The organism is Actinoplanes couchii, assembly GCF_016862075.1.
Lineage (GTDB): Bacteria > Actinomycetota > Actinomycetes > Mycobacteriales > Micromonosporaceae > Actinoplanes > Actinoplanes couchii.
On the sequence record NZ_BOMG01000040.1, the window covers coordinates 1 to 20716 of the forward strand.

Here is a 20716-nt window from a genome sequence, read left to right on the forward strand (position 1 = left end):
GCCCGGCCGGCGGGTCCTCCGCCCGGCCGGCGCGCCGGTATCGGCGGCGGCCCTCAGGTGGGGTCGATCAGGGCCCGGAGCGCGGCCACGTGCCGGGCGTAGGACTCCTTGCCCTCGGCGGTCAGCGACAGCCAGGTCTTCACACGGCCCCGGCCGGTCGGCTTGTCCACGTGGACGTAGCCGGCGTCCTGCAGGACCTTCACGTGTTTGCTCAGCACCGAGTCGGCGACGCCAAGGACGTCGCGCAGGACGCTGAACTCGGTGCTGGTGGTCGCGTCCAGGAAAGCGCAGATCCGCAACCGGTTGGGCGCGTGGATGACCTCGTCGAAGGGCTCGGTCACGACGCGGCCCGGAGCTGCGCCCGCACGGCGTCGTCGCAGGACTCGGTCACGACGCGACCCGGAGCTGCGCCCGCACGGCGTTGTCGAAGGCCCGGCCCAGGACGATCGTGCCGGCGAACCCGATCACGGCCAGCACCGGCACCTGCCAGCGGGCCTCGGTGTAGGCGCCGGTCGCCCAGGCGGTGAGCACGACCGCGCCGATCAGGGCGCCCATCGCGACGGCCCACCAGCGGGCCGGCCCGGCGCCGTGGCCGGAGACCCAGATGCCGGTGCGCTGCCGGTAGACCCGCCCCAGCAGAGCCGCCGCGGCGACGAACAGCCCACCGGCGATGGCACGGACAGCGCTGCTCCCGAGGCTGATGGCGACCACGTAGGCGGCCAGGGCCGAGCCCAGCGCCGGGTGGTACCAGACCGGCGTGACCAGGCGGTCGGCGACCGAGGCGCGGATGTCGGAGATGGCGGCGAGCTGCTCCGCTGCGTTGTTTTCCATGTTGGAAACTCAATCACATTCCAAGACGGAAAGTCAATGTGGCTTACATCCGGAAGCCCACTGCCGCCACTGGGCCAGCCTCGGGAGCAGATCGTCCTCGCGGGCGTCGGCCATCAGGCGGATCCACATCGACTGGTACCCGGCGTCGAAGACCGGAGCGGCCAGATCCACCTCGAAGAGGGTCCGGGTGGCGGCGGTCGCCTGCACGGCCATGCTCATCTCCCGGGCGCCCCGCAGACGGCGCGGATCGTCGGCGCCGGCGAACGGGAACGTCACGATCAGCGCCACCAGCTCGTAGTAGTCGCCGAACGCGAGCATCCCGGTCGCCGTCGTCAGGTACCGAACGTGGGTGGCCTCCGGCGCGTCGGTGGGCTCGGCACACAGCACCGCGACGGCCTGACGGCGCATCCGCTCGGCGTGCCGCAGCTGGAGCCCGCGCAGGCTGCGCCCGGCCGGGGTGGTGGCCAGGCGGGTGGCGTCCGGCCGGTCGACGGCCCGCAGCTGGAGCAGGTGCGGCTCACTGAGGTCGTCGAGGAGGACCGCGGCGATCCGGGTGATCTCGGCGTCGGCGGGGTCGATGTCGCTGGCGATGCGGGGTTCCCGCCCGGCGATGGCGGCGTGCAGTTCGGCGACCGCTTCGGCCCGCCCGATCGGCCCGGTGGAGTCCACCAGTGACTGCAGGCTACGGGTCGTCCAGCGCACCATTTCCAAACGGTACGTCCACATTCGAGCGCAGGCTACGCATCGACGAACCTCGTGATGAAGTGAGGATGAGTGAACACTTCGCGACCGCGGTGACCGATCGGTGAACGCCATTGCGCCCGGCTCGGACGGTCCGGTATCCACGGGGGAATGAGGCGTCTACTCTTCACCGCGGTCCTCGGTGCGGCCCTGATCGGCGGTGGCACCCCCGCTGTCGCCGGCGGCCGGCACCACGATCGCGAGGTCCGGTTCGCAACGTACAACCTGTCCCTCAACCGGGCGAGCGAGGGCCTGCTCCGGCAGCACCTGGCCGAGCCCGGGGTCGACGACGTCTACCGTCGGCAGGCCCGCAACGTGGCCGAGGTGATCCAGCGGGCCGCACCCGACGTGCTGCTGATCAACGAGTTCGACCACGATCCGGAGGCGGCCCGGCTGTTCGCCGACAATTTCCTGGCCGTCTCGCAGAACGGCGCACCGGCCCAGCACTACCGGTACCGGTACACCGCCCCGTCGAACACCGGCGTTCCGTCCGGTTTCGACCTCAACAACGACGGTGTCGTCGACACCACGCCCGGCGACGGCTCGTACGGTGACGACTCGTTCGGCTACGGCGTCTTCCCCGGCCAGTACGGCATGGTCGTCTACTCGAAGTACCCGATCGACCGTTCCGCGATCCGTACCTTCCAGCTGTTCAAGTGGAAGGACATGCCCGGCAACCTGATCCCGGCCGAGTTCTATGCGGCACAGGAGCGGGCGGTGCTGCGGCTGTCGTCCAAGAGCCACTGGGACGTACCGATCAGAATCGGTAAGCGGACCGTGCACTTCCTCACCTCGCACCCGACCCCGCCGACCTTCGACGGCCCCGAGGACCGCAACGGGCGGCGCAACCACGACGAGATCCGCTTCTGGGCCGACTACGTCAAGCCGGGCACCAGGTACATCTACGACGACAGGGGCCGTCGTGGCGGCCTGCGGGCCGGTGCGGACTTCGTGATCGCCGGCGACCAGAACGCCGACCCGTTCGACGGCGACTCGTACGGCAGCGCGATCCGCCAGCTGGTGAACCACCCGCTGATCAACACCCGGGTCACCCCGGACAGCGCCGGCGGCCCGGAGGCGGCGGTGCTGCAGGCCGGGGCGAACCTCACCCACCAGGGGAATCCGGCGTACGACACCGCTGACTTCGCCGACACCACCCCCGGCAACCTGCGCGCCGACTACGTACTCCCCCGGGCCGGTCTGAAGATCCGCGACGCGGGCGTCTTCTGGCCGGTCCGCGCGAACCCGCTGTCCCGCCTGTCCGGCGTCTACGACCCGGCGTGGGCGGCGGTCGGCGGCTACCCGACGTCCGACCACCGTCTGGTCTGGGCCGACCTCAGGTTCTAGGGGCTGTTTTGAAATTCGGCCGAGTGCGAGGCGAGGTCCAGGTGGTGGCTGGCGCCAACCGGACAAAGGTCGCATACCGGTGTTGTATGTGGCCTTTGTTCGGATGCCGTCAGGCGCCGCCTGGGCCACGCCGTAGCCCCGGCGGAATTTCGAAACAGCCCCTAGCCCTCCGGTGTTGCCGTCGCCCACTTATTGTCCAATTGTCGGCACATGGGTCACCGATGACGATCGATGAGGGGCATTCTGGATCGTCATGGACGACGTACTCGTGGTGGGTGGCGGCATCGCCGGCCTGGCGCTGGCCCGGGCCCTGACCCGCTGGGACGTGCCGGTGACCGTCGCCGACCGCGGCACCGCCCCGGACACCGGCCTGGCGATCAACCTGCCCGGTAACGCGATAGCCGCGTTCGCCGCCCTGGGCCTGGCCGAGGACCTGCAGAAACTGGGCCGCCCCACCACCCGCCGCGAGTACCGCACCCGCCGGGGCCGCCTGCTGTTCACAGTCGACGAGGACGCGTTCTGGGGCCCCGAGGCCCGCCCGAGATGCGTACTCCGAGCCGACCTGCTGACCATGCTGTCCGAAGGCTTGGACGACCGAATCCGCACACCACTCGAGGTCACCGAGGTCCACCCGTCCGGCGAGGCAAGATTCACGGACCAGACCCAGCGCCGGTACGGCTACATAGCCGGAGCCGACGGCACGCATTCCCTGGTGAGGGCGGCGGTCGACCCATCCGCACCGCCACCCACGGCAGGCACCCCCGGTTGGCGTTTCCTGGCCCCGAACCCGGGCGTCGACTGCTGGACGCTGTGGTCGGGTAGCGGTTCCGCGTTCCTGCTGACCCCGGTGGACGACACGCAGGTCTACGGCTACGCCACCACCTCATCCGGCACCGACATGCAGGAGACGTTCGACTCCTATCCTCCGCTGGTACAGCAGACCTTGACCACCCTGACCACCGTCCACCAGTCGCCAGCAGAGGAGATCCACACGTCGACGTGGTCCGCAGGCCGCTGCACGGTGATAGGCGACGCGGCCCACGCCACGGCCCCGTTCTGGGCCCAGGGAGCGGCTCTTGCGGTGGAGGACGCCTTGGTCCTGGCAGACGTCCTGACAACGTCGCCATGGGACAAGGCAGGCGAGCAATACCAGTCCTTACGTCACCCCCGCATAACCCACGTCCGAGCAGCCACAGCCCAGTTCGCCCGGGTAGCAGCCCTCCCCCCATGGTTCCGGGACCTACTGCTCCCGACCTTGGGCCCCCGAACCTACAAAGACACCTACGCCCGCCTGAGACACCCTTTTCCTACTCCTTGATCAGGAGTCGTATCCGGCCTTGATCCGGCCGATGGATCCGCGATGCGCGAAAATCGGAAGGTAGAAGGTGGGAAGGGCCAGTCGATTCGTCATCGACGCCAGGAACTCGCGGATGAACGGAACCGCCGTGACGAGCAGCGGACCGTTCGCGAAATCCTCGATCTCGGCCTGTCCGGGGCGAGCGCCTTCATACGAATACGATGCGACAAAGCTGGCTTCGATCTGCGCGACGAGCACCTCATCGGCGTTCAGGAATCGGAAGCCGGCCCGAATATCGAAAATGAAGACGTCCTGAACCGAGAATTCAACGTCGATGTTCTGCTCGACCCGGCCGGGAGTCGCCTCGTCCGCTTCTCCGCGCACCACTCGGCACTCGTTCAGGAACAGGGTCTCCAACGTGAATTCCTCGACGAGGTCACTCATTTCGAGCCTCGGCCGTCCGGGTCACTTCGACAGCTCCGGTTCGCCAGCCGTCGGAGCGGGACGACGCCGGAAGACGGCGGATGTGGCCGCGTGGCGAGACTCGCACGCGGGCGACCTGATCGGGAGCGCCGTGCGGCGCGGGACGGAGAACCTCGTCGGCGGCGACCATCATAGGAACACGGACCGGACCCTCGTGAGTCAGGAACGTCTGCAGGAAGACCTCGTAGGTCTTCTCGTCCCGCCCTGAACCCTTCCGCCGGGAACGTCGGCCGAGGAGGTCCAATGCCGGTCGGCCCGGCTCGATCGGCACCGCGGTGACCTGCAGTTCGTAGCCCATCGCCCGGACGAATCGGGCGATCGTCGCGATGTGCAGGTTGCCGTCGCCCGACAGGACCTGAGAGACGCGGCCCTCCGTGACGTCCAGCCCGGTCGCGATCTCTTTCGAGGTCATCCCGGAGGCCGTCTTCGCGGCGTGCAGCAGGCGTGCGATCTTCGCCGCCGCCGAGGCCGCGGCGAGCCCCAGCCGTCCCCGCGGAGTGGAGGCGCGCTCCTGATAAAGGGAAGGGCTGTCATCGGAGCCGGTCATGCTCGACGTCCTCCTCTCTGACGCGGAGGGTCAACTCCAGATCGTCATCGGTCGTCCGCTGCCCGGTCTTCGGGAAGGCATGACCCAGGCGCACGTACTCGTCGAAATCCGGAAACCAGTAGTACTTCCCGCGACTCGCATCCGCGGCGGTTGCGGGCCGTGGTTTCGGCTTGTAGGAGCCGTCCCCGGGTGTATCGAAGAAGGACAGCCGCTTGGCGCCCAACTTGAATTCCCAGATGCCGTTGTTCAGATCGTTCACGGCGCCCGCATAACAGGGCTCACCCTCATCGGCCAGCACCTGGAAGAAGGTCAGGATCTTGTCGTAATCACTGATCTGCGCGTCGTCCGGAAAGTCGTCACCGAAATCCGGATCCTCCACCCAGGTGCCCTGGCTCAGGTGGTCAAGGAATGAGGCGGCGGGAGAGGTCACGCCGTCGCCGCGCACCGCGCATTCGATCACGTAACAACCCCCCTCGCAGATCAACCGCCGCGTCACTTTAGCCAACGGTAAACCCTCCACCTCGGACGAGCGGTCCGTTCGTGCCCCATGCCGACATTTCCGTCCCGATGGCGGTCCGGTAGTGATCGTTGAGCACTTTGATCTATGGAACAGGTGGCATGACGGACGGCATGTTTGGCAGCGCCCACCCCGGCAGCGACCGCTCACTGATCGATGAGGGACGAAGACACTGTGGATGTGGGCGTGCGGTGACAAGTTCTTGACGGCGGGGCTGTGAGCGCTAACACTCTGGCAACACCCCCGTTACGCGCCGCCTGGATTTCCCCCTGGGGGCGCGTCGTTCTCGGCTGGGAGAACCATGCAGATGAGCAGGCGTCAGCGGCGCCGTAGACCCCTGATGGCAGCGCTGGTCGTCACGGCCGGCATCCTCACCGCCCCGTCTCCGGCCACCGCCGCCGCCGATGACGGCCTCGTCCTCTGGTACAAGATGGACGAAAGCGCCGGCTCCACCGCCGTCGACTCGTCGGGGCACGGGCGGAACGGCACGGTCGCCGGCACCCCGCAGTGGGGTGACGGGCTGGGCCTGAACGGCACCGACACCTACGTGAAAGCCCCGGACGACCTCCTGAAATCCCTCGACGCGGTCAGTGTCAGCTTCGACGTCAACATTGACGCGTCGCAGGCCACGCCGTACTTCCTCTACGGTTTCGGGAACACCGACGCGGCCACCGGGTACGGCAACGGCTACCTGTTCGCGACCGGCAACGGGTACCGGAACGCGATCTCGACAGGCAACTGGTCGGGCGAGCAGAACACCCGCCCGGCGGACGGCCACAACCTGGCCCGCGGCACCTGGAAGACGGTCACCTACACCCAGTCCGGCACCACCGGCACGCTCTACGAGGACGGGATCGCGGTGGCCACCAACACCGCGATCAGTGTCCTGCCGGGCGCGATCGGCGGCGGGTCCACCACCGCCAACTACTTCGGCCGGTCCAACTACACCGGCGACCGGCTGTTGAAGGGCCGGTTGCGGGACGTCCGCGTCTACGACCGGGCACTGTCCGGGAGCGAGGTGACCGAACTGGCCGCGAAAACCAACGACGAGGCGGTGAAAGCCGACGTCGCGGCACTGGATCCGGGTGACGTCAGCGGGCTCACCGCCGACCTGGAACTGCCGTCGACCGGACCGTACGGCGCCAAGGTGACCTGGCGCAGCAGCGACGGTGACGTGATCAGTGACGCCGGGAAGGTTTTCCGCCCGGCAGCAGGTGAGCCGGACGCGCACGCGACCCTCACCGCGACGCTGACCCGCGGCACCGCGACCGGCACCAAGACCTTCGCGGTGTCCGTCAAGGCCCAGTTCGACGACGCGGCGAACGCGGAGGCCGCGGTCCGGGCCTTGACGATCCACAACCTCGATGACGTACGCGGGAACCTGACCCTGCCGGCCAACGCGGCGTGGGTGTCGAGCGAGCCGTCGACGATCACCAGCACCGGCGAGGTGCACCGCCCGGCCGCCGGTGAGGAATCACGAACGGTCACGCTGACGGCCACGGTCACCTACGGCACGGCGAGTGCGAGCCGTGACTTCACCGCGATCGTCCCGCCGCTGCCGAGGGCCGAGCCGTACCGGGGTTACCTGTTCAGCTACTTCACCGGCGAGGGTTACGCGAACGGCGAGCAGGTCTACAACGCGCTCAGCAACGGCAACGACCCGCTGAGCTGGCGCGAGATCAACAACGGCAATCCGGTGCTGACGTCGACGCTGGGCACGAACGGCCTGCGGGATCCGTTCATCATCAGGTCCCCGGAGGGCGACAAGTTCTACCAGATCGCCACCGACCTGAAGATCTACGGCAACGGCGACTGGGATGCCTCGCAGCGCACCGGCAGTAGGTCGATCATGGTGTGGGAGTCCACCGACCTGGTCAACTGGACCGATCAGCGACTGGTCAAGGTCTCCCCGGACACGGCCGGCAACACCTGGGCGCCGGAGGCGTTCTACGACCGGAACCTCGGCGCGTACGTGGTCTTCTGGGCGTCGAAGCTCTACGCCGAGAACGACCCGAACCACACCGGCAGCACCTGGAACCGGATGATGTACGCCACCACCCGCGACTTCCGGACCTTCAGTGAGCCGAAGATCTGGAAGGACCCCGGCTACTCGGTGATCGACTCCACGATCGTCGAGCACCAGGGGGTCTACCACCGGATCACCAAGGACGAGCGGAACAACTCGTCGGATTCGCCGTGCAGCAAGTTCCTGATCCAGGAGAGGGCCACCGACCTGCTGGACCTGAACTGGGATCTGGAAGCCGAGTGCATCGGCTCGGGCGCGCTGGCCCGGGGCGAGGGCCCGCTGGTGTTCAAGTCGAACACCGAGGACAAGTGGTACCTGTTCATCGACGAGTACGGCGGCCGTGGTTACGTCCCGTTCTCGACGACCGACCTGGACTCGGGGGTGTGGACGCCGGAGGCCACGTACAGCCTGCCGTCGCGCCCGCGGCACGGCACGGTCCTGCCGGTGACGAAGGCGGAGTACGACCGGATCTCGGCGAAGTACGAGGAGCCGCCCACGCCCACGCAGGGTCTGCGGCTGCGCTACCAGTTCGACGAGACCGGCGGCACGGTCGCCCGGGACACCTCGGGGAACAACTTCAACGGCACCTACGTGGGTACGCCCACCTGGGGCCCCGGGGTGCGGGACGGCGCGGTCAAGCTGGCCGGCGGCAGCCACGTGACCATCCCGAACGGCGTGCTCAAGGGCGCGCAGGCGGCGACGGTCTCGGTGTGGGCCAAGTGGACCGCGTCCACCACGGTCAACCAGTGGATCTACAGCCTCGGGCCGGACAGCAACAAATACCTGTTCACAGGGCCGCGCAACGGCAGCAACGTGCTTTATTCGGCGATCACGAGCGGGTCATGGCAAGCCGAGTCGAAGCTGTCGCACAGTGCCGCCCTGCCGGGTGGGAGCTGGCAGCACATCGCGGTCACCATCGACGGCACGAACGCGGCGATGTATCTGAACGGCACCCGGATCGCGAGCGCGAGCGGCGTGACGGTGAAGCCCTCTGATCTGTACGACGCATCGAAGTCCCACAGCGGTTACATCGGTCGCTCTCTTTATGCGGCGGATCCGTACTACGCCGGCGAGGTGGACGACTTCCGGATCTACGACACGGCACTGCCGGCGGTGGAGATCCTGGAGCTGGCCGGGCGTACGACAGCAATCGGGGGTGTCGCTCTTGACTCCTTGAAGGCCGACGCGCTGATCGACGACGCGGCGGGCACGGTGAAGCTGCCGGTGAAGCCGGGAACCGACGTCACGAAGCTGGCGCCGTCGTTCACCCTGGCCAAGGGCGCGACGATCACCCCGGCGTCCGGTACGGTGCGGGACTTCAGCGAGCCGGTGACCTACACGGTGACCGGCGCCGACGGGACGACCAAGGCCTGGCAGGTCAGCGCCCTGGTGATGAAGAGCCCGATCCTGCCCGGCCTGAACGCCGACCCGAACATCTCGGTCTTCGGCGACACGTTCTGGATCCACGCGACGACCGATGGGTTCGACGGGTGGTCCGGTACGCAATTCCACGCCTGGTCGTCGAAAGATCTCGTCAACTGGACCGACCACGGCGTCATCCTGGACCTCGGCCCGGACGTCACGTGGGCCGACAACAGCGCCTGGGCCCCGGCCATCGCCGCAAGGAACGGCAAGTACTACTTCTACTTCTCCGGCGGGCCGGCCACCGGCGACACCACCAAGCACCTGGGGGTGGCGGTCGCCGACTCCCCCGCCGGGCCGTTCACCGACGCGCTGGGCAGGCCGCTGGTCAAGGGCGGCACCTACGCCGGTCAGATGATCGACCCGGCGGTGTTCACCGACGATGACGGGAAGTCGTACCTGTACTGGGGTAACGGCAACGCCTACCAGGTTCCGCTGAACGACGACATGACCGGTTTCGATCCGGCGCTGGTGAAGACGTACAAGCCCGCGAACTACAACGAGGGCAGTTTCGTCATCAAGCGGAACGGCGTCTACTACTTCATGTGGTCGGAGAACGACACCCGCAGCGCGGACTATCGGGTGGCGTACGCGACGGGCACCTCCCCGACCGGGCCGTGGAGCGACCGGGTGGGCGTGATCCTGTCGAAGGACGCGTCCCTGGGCATCCTCGGCACCGGCCACCACTCGGTGGTGCGGGTGCCCGGAACTGATCAGTGGTACACGGCCTATCACCGGTTCGCGATCCCCGGCGGCGACGGCACGCACCGGGAGACCACGATCGACCGCCTGGAGTTCGCCGCCGACGGCGCGATCAAGCCGGTGACGCCGACGCTGGAGAGCATCGACCCGGTGACGATCGTGTCGGCCGGACCCGATGTGGGCGGCACCGAGGGCGGCGCCGTCGTCCTGAACGGCACCGTCTCCAACACCGCCAACCGGCCGCTCTGGACGGTCACCGGCACCGGCTGTGTGATCGCCGACCCGCATGCCGCCAAGACCACGCTGACCTGCGCGGACAACGGGACGTTCACGGTCACGCTGACCGCCGGGCGCAGTTCGGACTCGGCGACGGTCACGATCGCCAACGCGGCCCCGGTGGTCACGGTGCCGGGCGGTCACCCGGCTCCCGGCGCGCCGGTCAAGGTCAACACCGAGATCGTTCACCGCCTGCCGGTACGCGATGCCGGCCGGGACGTCCTGACCTGCACCGCCACCTGGGGTGACGGCGGCACCGCCAACGGGACGGTCGCCGGCGGCGTGTGCGTGGTCAGGCACCGGTACACGAAGCCGGGGCTCTACCGGCCGACCGTGACGGTGCGCGACGACGACGGGGGTGTCGCCACCGGCACGCTGCCGTTCGTGGCGGTGTACGAGCCGAAGGGCCGCTACCTGGCCGGCAGTGGTTGGACCGGGAAGACCGACTTCGCGTTCGTCGCGAAGGGCGGGATCAAGGACGGCGGCGGCATCGTCAGCTGACAGGTCGGATGTCAACGGGGGGCGACCCTCGTTGACATCCACATCGCCCAATGTTTACGTAAACATCCGTTCTCCGACCCCAGGGGCTTCGATGAAGTTACGAGCACTGCTCGCGACGGCCGCCCTCGCCGTCACGGGACTCGCGGCACCCACGGCGGCCACCGCCGCGGCCGCGACCACCACGATCACCATCGATCCGTCGTACCGCGGCCCGGACTGGGAGGGCTGGGGCACCAGCCTCGCCTGGCTCGGCCACGCCACCGGCGGCTACCCCGACGAGATCCGCAACCGGCTCGCCGACCTGCTGTTCAGCGACGACGGGCTGAACCTGAACATCGCCCGCTACAACATCGGCGGCGGCAACGCCCCGACCGTGCGCTCCTACCTGCGGCCCGGCGGCGACGTCCCCGGCTGGTGGCGGGCGCCCGCCGACTACACACCCGCCGACAAGGACTGGTGGGATCCGGACGATCCGGAGCACTGGAACTGGGACGCCGACGCCAACCAGCGCTGGTGGGTGGACCGGATCAAGGGGCAGGTCGACCACTGGGAGACGTTCAGCAACTCGCCGCCCTGGTTCCAGACCGTCAGCGGTTACGTGAGCGGCGGATTCGACGCCACCACTGATCAGATCCGGCCGGAGAGCCTCGAGGACTTCGCCACCTACATGGTCCGGGTGACCGAGCACCTGGAGAAGACCCACGGCATCACCGTCGACACCATCGAACCCCTCAACGAGCCCAACACCAACTATTGGCGTACGACGCTGGGGGCCGACGGGCAGCCCACCGGCGGCCGGCAGGAGGGCGCGCACGCCGGGCCGGCACTGCAGGCCGCGGTCATCGAGGCCCTGCACGGGATCGCGCCGGAGCGGGCCATCGCCGCGCCCGACGAGACCAACCCGGGCACCCTGGTCACCAACTGGTACGGCTACACCCAGGCCGCCCGGGACGCCGTCGACCGGATCAACGTGCACACCTACGGCACCGGGCGGCGCACCAGCGTGCGGGACATCGCCAAGGCCGAGCAGAAGCCGCTGTGGATGAGCGAGATCGAGGGCAGCTGGGGCAAGGACTTCACCAGCATGGACTCGGGTCTCGGGATGGCCCAGCGGATCATCGACGACCTGCGCGAGCTGGAGCCGTCGGCGTGGGTGCTGTGGCAGCCGGTCGAGGACGCGAAGAACATGGTCGCCGAGGGCAACCTGCAGTGGGGATCTATTCATGTTCCGTTCGATTGTCGCGAAACGGACACGCTTGAGACCTGCCCGATCCGGACCAACACCAAGTTCGACACGATCCGGAACTTCACCCACTACGTGAAGCCCGGTGACCACCTGGTGAAGGTGGACGGCACCCGGAGTATCGCGGCGGTCTCCGGCACCGGCGCGACGATCGTGCACGCCAACCCGGCCGCGGCCGGGGAGAGCGTGACGGTCGACCTGTCCGGATTCACCGTCTCCGCGCGCGCGAAGATCACTCCGGTCGTCACCAGCGCCACCGGCAAGCTGGTCCAGGGCGCTCCGGTTAAGGTCGCCGGCAAGAAGGCCACGCTGACCGTTCCCGGACAGTCGGTGACCACCTTCCTGGTCAGCGGCGTGACCGACCCGGGTGCCGCGCACCTGGCCGCGAACCACACCTACCGCCTCGAAGGCGTGGCCAGCGGGCGCTCGCTGACCCCGGCCGGCACCGGCGTGGCGATCCGCACCAACAGCGCCACCGCCGCCGACCAGCTGTGGACCGTGCAGCCGGCCGGTGCGGACCGTTACCAGCTGATCAACGCGGGTAGTGGACAGCGCCTCGCGGTCCGGGGCGGCAACGCCGTCACGGAGGCCGCCGGAGCGGTCGACGACGCGGCCCGCTGGGTCTTCCCGACCACCGGGGACGGCACGTACACACTGGTCAACCTGGGCGCCCGGCGGCTGCTAGACGTCAACGGGGAGGCCACCGCGGACGGCTCGCCGGTCGGCACCTATCTGCCCACCTCGGCCGCGAACCAGCGGTGGACGCTCAGGGACGAGACGGTGGGGCGTACCGAAACCGCGCTCTCGCACACCGAACCGGGATTGGCGCCCGCGCTCCCGGCGACCGTGACCACCGTCCTGCCCAGCGGTGAACGCCGCGCCCTGCCGGTCACCTGGACCCTGCCGCCCGCGTCGCAGTGGCGCAAACCGGGCACCGTGCTGGTGCGCGGCACCGCGACCGGCGCGCTGGGACAGGCCGTCCCGGCCACCGCGAAGGTGACCGTCGACGTCTTCACCGCGACCGTCCCGGGCCGGGCCAGGACCTGGCCCGGTGGGCAGCCGGAACTCCCCGCCACGGTGATCGCTCTCGGACGCCACGGCGGCCAGGCGACGGTTCCGGTGACCTGGCGGCAGGCCGAATACCCGGCGCTGGGCATCGTCCCGGTGACCGGCACCGCCACCGTGGTGCCCGGCCGCACCCTGCCGGCCACCGCGCGGGTGCAGGTCGCCGAACCGTCCGAGGGACTGGCCGCCGGGGTCACGGTGACCGCGTCGTTCACCGAGGGCGGCTACTCGACGGCCGGTCTCACCAACGGCAACCTGACCGACAAGGCCTGGTCGAACTGGAAGGCATCAGGCCGCAACCCGGTCGAGACACTGACCGCCACCTTGCCCGCGGGGTCGTCGGCCGGGCGCGCGGTGCTGCACTTCTACCGGGACAACTCGTCCGGGGGCGGAGTCGCGGCGACCGTGCAGGCGGGGGTGCCGTCGGCGAACGGCTGTCAGGTGACCGGGTCGCCGATCACTGTCACCTCGACCGTCGTCGACATCCCGCTCGCCGCGCCGGCGTCCACGTTCTGTCTCCAGCTCACGCCGACGCCGGACGGGTACCTGACCGCTTCCGAGCTGCAGGTCTACGCCCAGGCGCCCGGGGTGGGCACGATCGCCACCGCGTCGGCGATCCTGGTCGACAAGAAGCCGGTCAAGGGCTTCGACCCGGCGAAGCTCACCTACCGGGTCCGGTCCCACGGCAAGATCACGGCGACCGCGACCGATCCGTACGCCACGGTCTCGGTCGCTTCGTCGAAGAAGGCCCGGACAGTCACCGTGACCAGTGAGAACGGCGCGAACCGGACGGTTTACCGGATTCTCAGCTGACAGTTCGTCAACTGACGCAGAGACAGAACGGGTGACCCGCCGGGTCGAGGAAGACCCGGAACGTGGTGCCCGGCTGGTGCTGGTGCTTGGTGGCCCCGAGCGCCAGCACCGCTGTCTCCGCGGTGTCCAGGTCGTCGACGATCACGTCCAGGTGCATCTGCTGGGGCCTGTCCTGTCCCGGCCACTCCGGCGCCCGGAAGTCCGCGACCTGCTGGAACGACAGGCACTGCCCGTACTCGGCGCGGACGTCGGCCCACCCGTCCGAAGTCTCGATCTTCCAGTCGAGCATCTCGCCGTAGAACCGCGCGAGCGCCGCCGGGTCGGGGCAGTCCAGAACGATGCTGGGAAACCTAGCGATGGCCATGACCCGATGCTAGGTCCTGTGTGGGAGACCCCGCGGGTCTGCCACACAGGACCTAAGTCCGCCGGGTGGCCATCCAACCGGTCAATCCCAGCGGCAGGATCATCCAGAACGAGACCAGGCGGTAGAGCAGGACCACGGCCGCCGCGGTGCTCTCCGGCATTCCGGCGGTGACCAGGCCGGTCAGCATGCTCGCCTCGATCAGGCCGAGGCCGCCCGGGGTCAGCGGGATCTGCCGGACCACCTGGACCGCCAGGTAGACCAGCGCGAGCTGCCACCAGCCCAGCGTCACCCCGCAGGCGGCGGCCGCCGCGACCAGGCAGAACATGTCGAGAGCCCAGTTGATCACGGCGGCGGCGAGGGCCCGGCCTTCCGCTCGCCCGATCGCGTGTCGCGCCATGACCGATTTATCCCAGAATAGGATGGCAAGCAGCCCGAGCGTCGCCGCACCCAGCGCCGCCCACGACCACGCCGCCGGCGTGGAGAGCAGCCACCCCGCCAGGTAGAGCAACCCCAACCCGGCCAGCGACAACACCCCGGAGACGGCCGTGACCCGCACCGCGACCGAGGTCGCCGCCCCGTGATGCCGGTAGACCCGGTAGGCGAACGCCGCCGACACCGCCGACCCGGCCGGCAGCGTCATGCTCATCGCCGACCGGCCCAGGGTCATCGCGAGCACCCGCTTGACCGGCACCGCCACCCCCGCCCCGGCGAGCAGCTGGCGCTGCTGCTCGGCGAACGCGAGCTGGGAGGCCAGCGCCGCGATCACCGCGGCCGTCGCCCACCAGCCGTCCACCTCCCCCAGCACGACGACTGTCTCGCCGAGATCGGGCAGCCTGTCGCGCACGGCGATCGCCGCCACGACGAGAAGCAGCAGCACCAGCACCGCGCGCAGAGTCGCCCGGCCGCCCTTAACCGCGGTTGTCGTCACAGCCCTCAGCCTCGTCACCGCGGATCATGCTGTCGTCGTCCATTCGCGGTCACCTGTCGTACTGCGATCGCGGTAGACTTTCCGGACTTAAAGAGATCGATGAATGAGCCGCCCGAACACCCCTCTAGCCATCGACACTCACCTTTACTAGCGTGTGGCGGAGTTCCCGTCTGAACAGGGGGAGTTCGTAGATGAGTCTCCGGAAAAAGCTCGGTGTGGCCGTAATGGCCACCACGCTGATCGTCGCTCCGGCCACCGCCGCCTCGGCCGGTGGTCACGGCGGCGGCAAGGGCGACCCATGCGCCCAGCAGGTCAACGACACCTACGCCGAAGTGCTGAGATGCGTGACGCTCGACGGCGTGCTGAACCACCTGAAAACCTTCCAGAGGATCGCCGACCGGAGCACCGACCCGCACTATCCGGGCACTCGGGCGGCTGGCACGAAAGGATATGCGGAAAGCGTCAAATACGTCTCCGGGCTGCTCCGCAAAGCGGGCTACAAGGTGACATTGGACCCGTTCCAGTTCCAGTTCTTCTTTCCGGTCGTTCTGCAGCAACTGACCCCGGCCGCCGCGACGTACGGCTCGGGTTCGTTCACCAACGCCCCGCCCGGTGAGGTGACCGGCCCGGTCGTCCCGGTCGACGTCAACCTGACCGGCGACCGCGCCACCACCAGCGGCTGCACCGCCGACGACTTCACCGGCCTGGACTTCAGCGGCCCGAACGACATCGCGCTGATCCAGCGCGGCGGCACCCTGCCGGACGGCTCGGCCTGCGGCTTCGTGGTGAAGGCCCGCAACGCCCAGGCGGCCGGCGCGGAAGCCGTGATCATCTTCAACCAGGGCAACGACCCGTCCCGGGAGACCCTGATCGTCGGCACGCTCGGTGACGACCCGGGTGTCACGATCCCGGTCGTCGGCGCCAGCTTCGCCGACGGCGCCGCCCTGGCCGCGGCCGGTTCCACCGCGCACGTGCGGGTGCTGCCGCCGGAGACCCGGACCGACGTCAACGTGATCGCCGACCTGCCCGGCCGGAACCGGAACAACGTGGTCTTCGCCGGTTCGCACCTGGACAGTGTCACCGAGGGGCCGGGCATCAACGACAACGGCTCCGGTTCGGCGGCGATCCTGGAGACGGCGCTGACCCTGGCCAAGAGCAAGCCGCAGAACTCGCTGCGGTTCGCCTGGTGGGGCGCCGAGGAGGAGGGCCTGCTCGGCTCCGCGGCGTACGTCGCGAAGCTGTCCCAGGCCGAGAAGGACAAGATCGCCCTGTACCTGAACTACGACATGGTCGGCTCGCCGAACTACATCTTCCAGGTGTACGACGCGGACGAGTCGTCGTTCCCGGCCCCGGTCGTGGTGCCGCCCGGCTCGACCGCCATCGAGGACCTGTTCGAGTCGTACTACACCTGGAAGAAGCTGCCGTACGACGACGCCGAGTTCTCCGGGCGCTCCGACTACCAGGCGTTCATCGAGGCCGGTATCCCGTCCGGTGGCCTCTTCACCGGCGCCGAGGTGGTCAAGACCGCGGAGCAGGCAGCGATCTGGAGTGGCACGGCGGGCGTTTCGTTCGACCCGAACTACCACCAGCCCGGCGACACCATCACCAACCTGGACCGGCGGGCCCTGGAGATCAACAGCGACCTGATCGCGTTCGCGCAGCTCACCTTCGCGTTCTCGACCGAGTCGGTGAACGGGGTGCGCGGCAAGCCGGTCCCGGGTAAGCCGATCAGACTGCCGGCTCCGGCCGGGCCGCGGGGAACTTTCGTCACGGACGGCGGGCACGCCCCGCACGATCACCAACCGTCAGCCTGAGTAACGGGAGGGCCCGCCGGGGCGGGCCCTCCCCCTCAGATCTCGCGACCGCCGGGCTCCGGCGCCGCGGTCAGGTCCATCAGCTGCTGGGTGACGTGGTTGGTCAGCGCCTCCTGGTAGGAGGTGGCCAGCTGGCCGAGCCGCTCGATCTCGTCCAGGGCGGCGGACCGCTTCTCCACCAGGCTGTCCATCGCCTCGGTGTGGTTGCGCCGGGCGTCGGCCTCGATCGTCGCGGCCTTGATGGCCGCCTCGCTGGTGAGCTGGTCGGCCTTGTCCCGGGCTCCCGAGATCAACGTCTCGGACTCGCGCTGCGCGTCACGCATGTGCTCGTCGGCGGTCCGCTGGGCCATCATCAGCACCCGCGAGTTGCGGTCGTCGTCACCGGCCGAGAGCGCCGGCTGCGCGCCGGACGGGCCCTGCGAGCGGGCGCGCTGGAGCTGGTCCTGGACGCTGCGGGCGTTCTGCTCGGCCCGGGCCCGGGCCTCCTGCAGACGCTCGAGCTGAGCGGTCAGGTCGGCGAACTCATTGTTGAGCACCATGGTCGCCGCCGGGTTCCCACCGGCACCGCCGCCGCCGCGCTGCAGCGTGTCCTTCAGAGCGCCGTTCTCCTCCAGGAGGCGGGTCAACTCGCCCTCTACCTCGTCCAGGAAGGCGTCGACCTCCTCTTCGTCGTATCCACGCTTCCCGATCGGCGGCTTCTTGAAAGCCACGTTGTGAATGTCTGCTGGAGTGAGCGGCATCGTGCTCCTCGGTTTCCCTTGCCCTAGGCGTGATCTTACGGGGCTCCTACCCGCGAGAATCTCCGCGAGACTACCGGGGCCCGGATGAACACGCACGTTTCCGGCGTCCGCATCACACCTATACGCGGGTTATTCCGTTCCCCGCACGGTATCGCGCCCGAAGGCGTAAGTTCTGGTCCCGGGCCGGTCGTGCCGGACCGGCCCGAGGCCAGGTCAGTGCCAGAGGACGGCGACGGCGGCGTTCACCACGGTCAGCGTGACGATGCCGATGAAGTGACCCTTGTTGACCTCTTCACGCTTGCGCGGGACGAAGACCATGATGAAGATCAGCACGGCGAAGAGCAGCTTCACGCCGAGCTTGATCGGGTCGGGCTCGTGGTCCCCGCCGCCGCGCAGCGGAGCCGACAGGGCGATGCCGGAGACGAGCTGGATGATCGAGCCCCAGAGAACCGGTGGGGTGATCCGGATCCGGCCGGAGACCAGCTGGGTGACGGCGCCGCCGAGCAACAGGGCGAAGCCGACCAGGTGAATGAGAAGAAGAATCAGCCGCAGTGCTTCCACGTGCGCAAAGCTACGCGATCACCTTCCGTCGAGCCGCGCCGAGGGCCAGCCCGGCCAGGGCCACCGCGGGGACGGTGCCGATCAGCCACGCGGCGGTGGAGGCGGTCCCACCGATCAGGGTGGTGAAGTTGGCGATGATCACCGGCCGGTCCGACCGCCGCAAGAAGGACCTGACCGCCTCCCTGCGCACCATCGTCACCGACATCGAAGACCGCAAGGACAGCTAGCCGTACGCCTGGGCCACGGAAGTCAGGCTGCGGAAATTCGCTGCCCGGACGGGATCCGGGTCAACGCCATCGCCGTGGGATTCACCGCCACCGACATGACAGCGGGCCGGGAGGGACAGCAGCCGGGAGTCACCGCCGCGATCACCGGCCAGATCCCGCTGCGCCGGGCCGCCCGCCCGGGGGAGATCGCCGAGGCGGCCGCCTGGCTACTCAGCGACCGCGCCTCCTTTGTCACCGGAGCCGTACTGCCGGTCACCGGCGGCGCCGACGCCTGAGCCGTCTCGCAAATCGGTCGCGGGGTGCGGACCGGGGCGATAACCTTCGCCGCTGGTGTCGCTCTGCGGTGGAGGTTGCGGGATGAAGGTCGGGGAAGCCAGTCGTACGGCCTGGGCCGCTGCGGTGTTCCGGGCCTCGCATCAGGTGGTGGACGGCGGGCGGGTCTTCGCTGATCCGCTGGCCGTCCGGCTCGTCGAGAGGCGGCCCCGGGATCAGGCGCTGATCGATCCGGAGGCGCCCGGCAGCCGGGCGATCCGGCTGTTCCTCGCGGGGCGCTCCCGGTTCACCGAGGATGCGCTGGCCGGCGCGGTGCGGGCCGGGGTTCGGCGGGTCGTGGTGCTGGGGGCGGGGCTCGACACGTTCGCCTACCGCAACCCGTTCCCGGACGTGCGGGTCGTCGAGGTCGATCACCCGGACACCCAGGCCTGGAAGCGGGAGCTCCTCGCCGAGGCGGGGATCGCGGTGCCGGAATCGGTCGCCTATGCCGGGATCGACTTCGAAAAACAGTCGCTCACTGACGTGCTGCCGGGTGAGCGGTCGTTCTTCGTCTGGCTCGGTGTGGTGCCCTACCTGAACCGGGCGGGGTTCGACGAGACGCTGCGGTACGTGGCCGGGGTGCCCGGTTCCGAGGTGGTCTTCGACTACACGATGCCGCCCTCGTCGATGCCCGCCGCGGACCGGGCCGCCCTGGAGGATCAGGCGAAACGGGCCGCGAGTGTGGACGAGCCGTTCCGGACCTACTTCCGGCCGGAGGACCTGGCCACGGTCCTGCGGGCCGGGGGCTTCGGGAAGTTGGACGACATCGGCCCGCACGAGATGGCGGCCCGCTGGTTCGAACCACGGGACGCCGTCCCGACCGGCACCCCGGGCGGTCATGTGGTGCACGCCGTCACCCGCGAGCTGGAGTCACCCGTACCGGCAGAGTCTTGGTGCCGTTGTTGATGAAGTTGCTCCGGACCCGCAGGAACTCCTCGACCGCCCCGGGGATCAGCGCCGGGTTCTCCTGGAGGACCGGGTGAGCGCTGAGGCAGTCGGTGGACATTCGCCGCCACCGCTGCCTCACGCGGCCGGCGCGGTCTCTACGATCTTCGGATGTCGCTGCATGGGGATGTTGCCTGCAGGTGTTGGGTGGACGGGCTGGTCGGGACGGTGCCGCCGTTCGGGCCGGTTGCGGTCGGGGACGACGGCGGGCTCTGGCTGGTCAAACCGCACGACGGGTTCTCGGATGAGCACGAGGCTGTGCATGAGTGGAAACGGACTGCCTGCTCGCATCCGGGGATGTGTCTCGCCGACGAGGCGGTGACGAACTGGGGTGGGCTTCGGGCGTTCGTGCAGGCTCTGGACGGTGCCGGGTGGGAGCATTTCCCGGCCGTCGCATCGCTTCTGCCGCTGGACGACGGGGCTGACGTGCCGGTCGAGGTGGTCGGGCGGATTCTCGGCGAGCTGGACTTCTTCGTTCTTCAGGCGCGGCTGGCGGACGAGATCTGGCTGGTCGACGCGGACACCGGCGACGAACGGCACCGGTTCATCGGCGTGTACGACGGGATCATCGGCTACGGACCGCACCCCTACGGCGTCGATCACGACGGGTTCTTCGTGCTCGACCCGGCCACCGAACCTCCGGAGACCGTGTTCCGGGCCCGGCGTTTCGAGCAGCGGATGCTGCCGGACGGGCGGCTGGAACTCAGCGACGGGCAACAGATCGTCCAACTCGACATGCGGCCCATCGGCGAGTTCGAAGGGCCGATTCCAGGCCGGTTCGGCGTGGAGACACGGGCCGGGGATCCGGCACGCTACGACTACCTTGTGGGACCGTTGCGGCGGCTCTGCGAAGCTTCCTTGAACAGCGGAAATCCGATCAGTCTCTACTGAGCCCGGACAGGACTCCGGTGAGGGGTGACCATTCGACTCGTCGCCCGTTTTCCCGTTGACGACCGGCAGCTCAGTGCTCTGCACGCGCGCGCGTTCGGCACCGATCCGGCCGTGGTTCGGCCC

General features: G+C 69.0%; 20 protein-coding genes. 8 read left to right on the forward strand and 12 right to left on the reverse strand.

Features of this window, described 5'->3' with window-relative positions; genetic code table 11:
• Positions 1-53: 53 nt before the first annotated feature.
• The 3 genes from Aco03nite_RS13720 to Aco03nite_RS13730 are packed head-to-tail and all read right to left on the reverse strand — an operon-like array spanning position 54 to position 1536.
• Positions 54-341 (reverse strand): transcriptional regulator, encoded by a 288-nt coding sequence (locus Aco03nite_RS13720; RefSeq protein WP_203795460.1) that lies wholly within the window; start codon positions 339-341, stop codon positions 54-56.
• Positions 342-387: 46 nt separating this feature from the next.
• Positions 388-831, reverse strand: coding sequence for a hypothetical protein (locus Aco03nite_RS13725; RefSeq protein WP_203795461.1), 444 nt, complete (start codon positions 829-831; stop codon positions 388-390).
• Positions 832-864: 33 nt separating this feature from the next.
• On the reverse strand, positions 865-1536 hold the full coding sequence (locus tag Aco03nite_RS13730) for a hypothetical protein (protein ID WP_203795462.1): 672 nt from the start codon (positions 1534-1536) through the stop codon (positions 865-867).
• A gap of 147 nt (positions 1537-1683) precedes the next feature.
• Here Aco03nite_RS13730 and Aco03nite_RS13735 point away from each other — a divergent pair, with 147 nt between their 5' ends.
• On the forward strand, positions 1684-2919 hold the full coding sequence (locus Aco03nite_RS13735; RefSeq protein WP_203795463.1) for an endonuclease/exonuclease/phosphatase family protein: 1236 nt from the start codon (positions 1684-1686) through the stop codon (positions 2917-2919).
• A gap of 253 nt (positions 2920-3172) precedes the next feature.
• The gene (locus Aco03nite_RS13740; RefSeq protein WP_203795464.1) at positions 3173-4237 is read left to right on the forward strand and encodes an FAD-dependent monooxygenase; all 1065 of its coding nucleotides are present in this window, start codon (positions 3173-3175) and stop codon (positions 4235-4237) included.
• Here Aco03nite_RS13740 and Aco03nite_RS13745 read toward each other — a convergent pair whose 3' ends face one another.
• Genes Aco03nite_RS13745 through Aco03nite_RS13755 form a run of 3 tightly spaced genes read right to left on the reverse strand, consistent with a single transcriptional unit; the run spans position 4238 to position 5751 of the window.
• Entirely contained in the window at positions 4238-4660 is a 423-nt protein-coding gene (locus Aco03nite_RS13745) for a hypothetical protein (RefSeq protein WP_203795465.1), read from the reverse strand.
• Positions 4653-5246, reverse strand: a complete 594-nt coding sequence (locus Aco03nite_RS13750; protein ID WP_203795466.1) for a helix-turn-helix domain-containing protein — start codon at positions 5244-5246, stop codon at positions 4653-4655. Before Aco03nite_RS13750 ends, Aco03nite_RS13745 begins: the two co-directional genes overlap by 8 nt.
• Positions 5230-5751, reverse strand: coding sequence for a hypothetical protein (locus Aco03nite_RS13755; protein WP_203795467.1), 522 nt, complete (start codon positions 5749-5751; stop codon positions 5230-5232). The genes Aco03nite_RS13750 and Aco03nite_RS13755 overlap by 17 nt, the downstream gene beginning before the upstream one ends.
• Positions 5752-6103: 352 nt before the next feature.
• On the opposite strand from Aco03nite_RS13755, the gene Aco03nite_RS13760 reads away from it, so the two are divergent.
• Together Aco03nite_RS13760 and Aco03nite_RS13765 are read left to right on the forward strand one after the other, a co-directional pair.
• Positions 6104-10690: a family 43 glycosylhydrolase gene (locus Aco03nite_RS13760; protein WP_203795468.1), complete on the forward strand. Its 4587-nt coding sequence runs from the start codon at positions 6104-6106 to the stop codon at positions 10688-10690.
• A gap of 91 nt (positions 10691-10781) precedes the next feature.
• Positions 10782-13811, forward strand: coding sequence for an RICIN domain-containing protein (locus Aco03nite_RS13765; protein ID WP_203795469.1), 3030 nt, complete (start codon positions 10782-10784; stop codon positions 13809-13811).
• A 7-nt stretch (positions 13812-13818) separates the two neighbouring features.
• Here the strand turns inward: Aco03nite_RS13765 and Aco03nite_RS13770 are convergent, their stop codons facing one another.
• Positions 13819-14175 (reverse strand): VOC family protein, encoded by a 357-nt coding sequence (locus Aco03nite_RS13770; RefSeq protein ID WP_203795470.1) that lies wholly within the window; start codon positions 14173-14175, stop codon positions 13819-13821.
• 52 nt (positions 14176-14227) lie between these two features.
• Positions 14228-15103 (reverse strand): lysylphosphatidylglycerol synthase transmembrane domain-containing protein, encoded by an 876-nt coding sequence (locus Aco03nite_RS13775; protein WP_203795471.1) that lies wholly within the window; start codon positions 15101-15103, stop codon positions 14228-14230.
• A gap of 191 nt (positions 15104-15294) precedes the next feature.
• On the opposite strand from Aco03nite_RS13775, the gene Aco03nite_RS13780 reads away from it, so the two are divergent.
• The gene (locus Aco03nite_RS13780) at positions 15295-16917 is read left to right on the forward strand and encodes a M28 family metallopeptidase (protein ID WP_239145136.1); all 1623 of its coding nucleotides are present in this window, start codon (positions 15295-15297) and stop codon (positions 16915-16917) included.
• Between the two features lie 35 nt (positions 16918-16952).
• Here Aco03nite_RS13780 and Aco03nite_RS13785 read toward each other — a convergent pair whose 3' ends face one another.
• From Aco03nite_RS13785 to Aco03nite_RS54040, 3 genes are all read right to left on the reverse strand, one after another.
• The gene (locus tag Aco03nite_RS13785; protein WP_203795472.1) at positions 16953-17657 is read right to left on the reverse strand and encodes a DivIVA domain-containing protein; all 705 of its coding nucleotides are present in this window, start codon (positions 17655-17657) and stop codon (positions 16953-16955) included.
• A gap of 213 nt (positions 17658-17870) precedes the next feature.
• Entirely contained in the window at positions 17871-18218 is a 348-nt protein-coding gene (locus tag Aco03nite_RS13790) for a hypothetical protein (RefSeq protein ID WP_203795473.1), read from the reverse strand.
• Positions 18219-18228: 10 nt separating this feature from the next.
• Positions 18229-18360, reverse strand: coding sequence for a hypothetical protein (locus Aco03nite_RS54040; RefSeq protein WP_275415867.1), 132 nt, complete (start codon positions 18358-18360; stop codon positions 18229-18231).
• A gap of 138 nt (positions 18361-18498) precedes the next feature.
• On the opposite strand from Aco03nite_RS54040, the gene Aco03nite_RS52880 reads away from it, so the two are divergent.
• Positions 18499-18720, forward strand: a complete 222-nt coding sequence (locus Aco03nite_RS52880; RefSeq protein ID WP_275415866.1) for an SDR family oxidoreductase — start codon at positions 18499-18501, stop codon at positions 18718-18720.
• Between the two features lie 82 nt (positions 18721-18802).
• Entirely contained in the window at positions 18803-19663 is an 861-nt protein-coding gene (locus Aco03nite_RS13800; protein WP_203795475.1) for a class I SAM-dependent methyltransferase, read from the forward strand.
• Here Aco03nite_RS13800 and Aco03nite_RS13805 read toward each other — a convergent pair.
• Positions 19611-19763, reverse strand: a complete 153-nt coding sequence (locus tag Aco03nite_RS13805; protein ID WP_203795476.1) for a hypothetical protein — start codon at positions 19761-19763, stop codon at positions 19611-19613. The two genes, Aco03nite_RS13800 and Aco03nite_RS13805, sit on opposite strands and share 53 nt — an antisense overlap.
• An 86-nt stretch (positions 19764-19849) precedes the next feature.
• Here Aco03nite_RS13805 and Aco03nite_RS13810 point away from each other — a divergent pair, with 86 nt between their 5' ends.
• A complete protein-coding gene (locus Aco03nite_RS13810) occupies positions 19850-20593 on the forward strand; it encodes a hypothetical protein (protein WP_203795477.1) in 744 nt (247 codons plus the stop codon).
• Positions 20594-20716 lie beyond the last annotated feature (123 nt).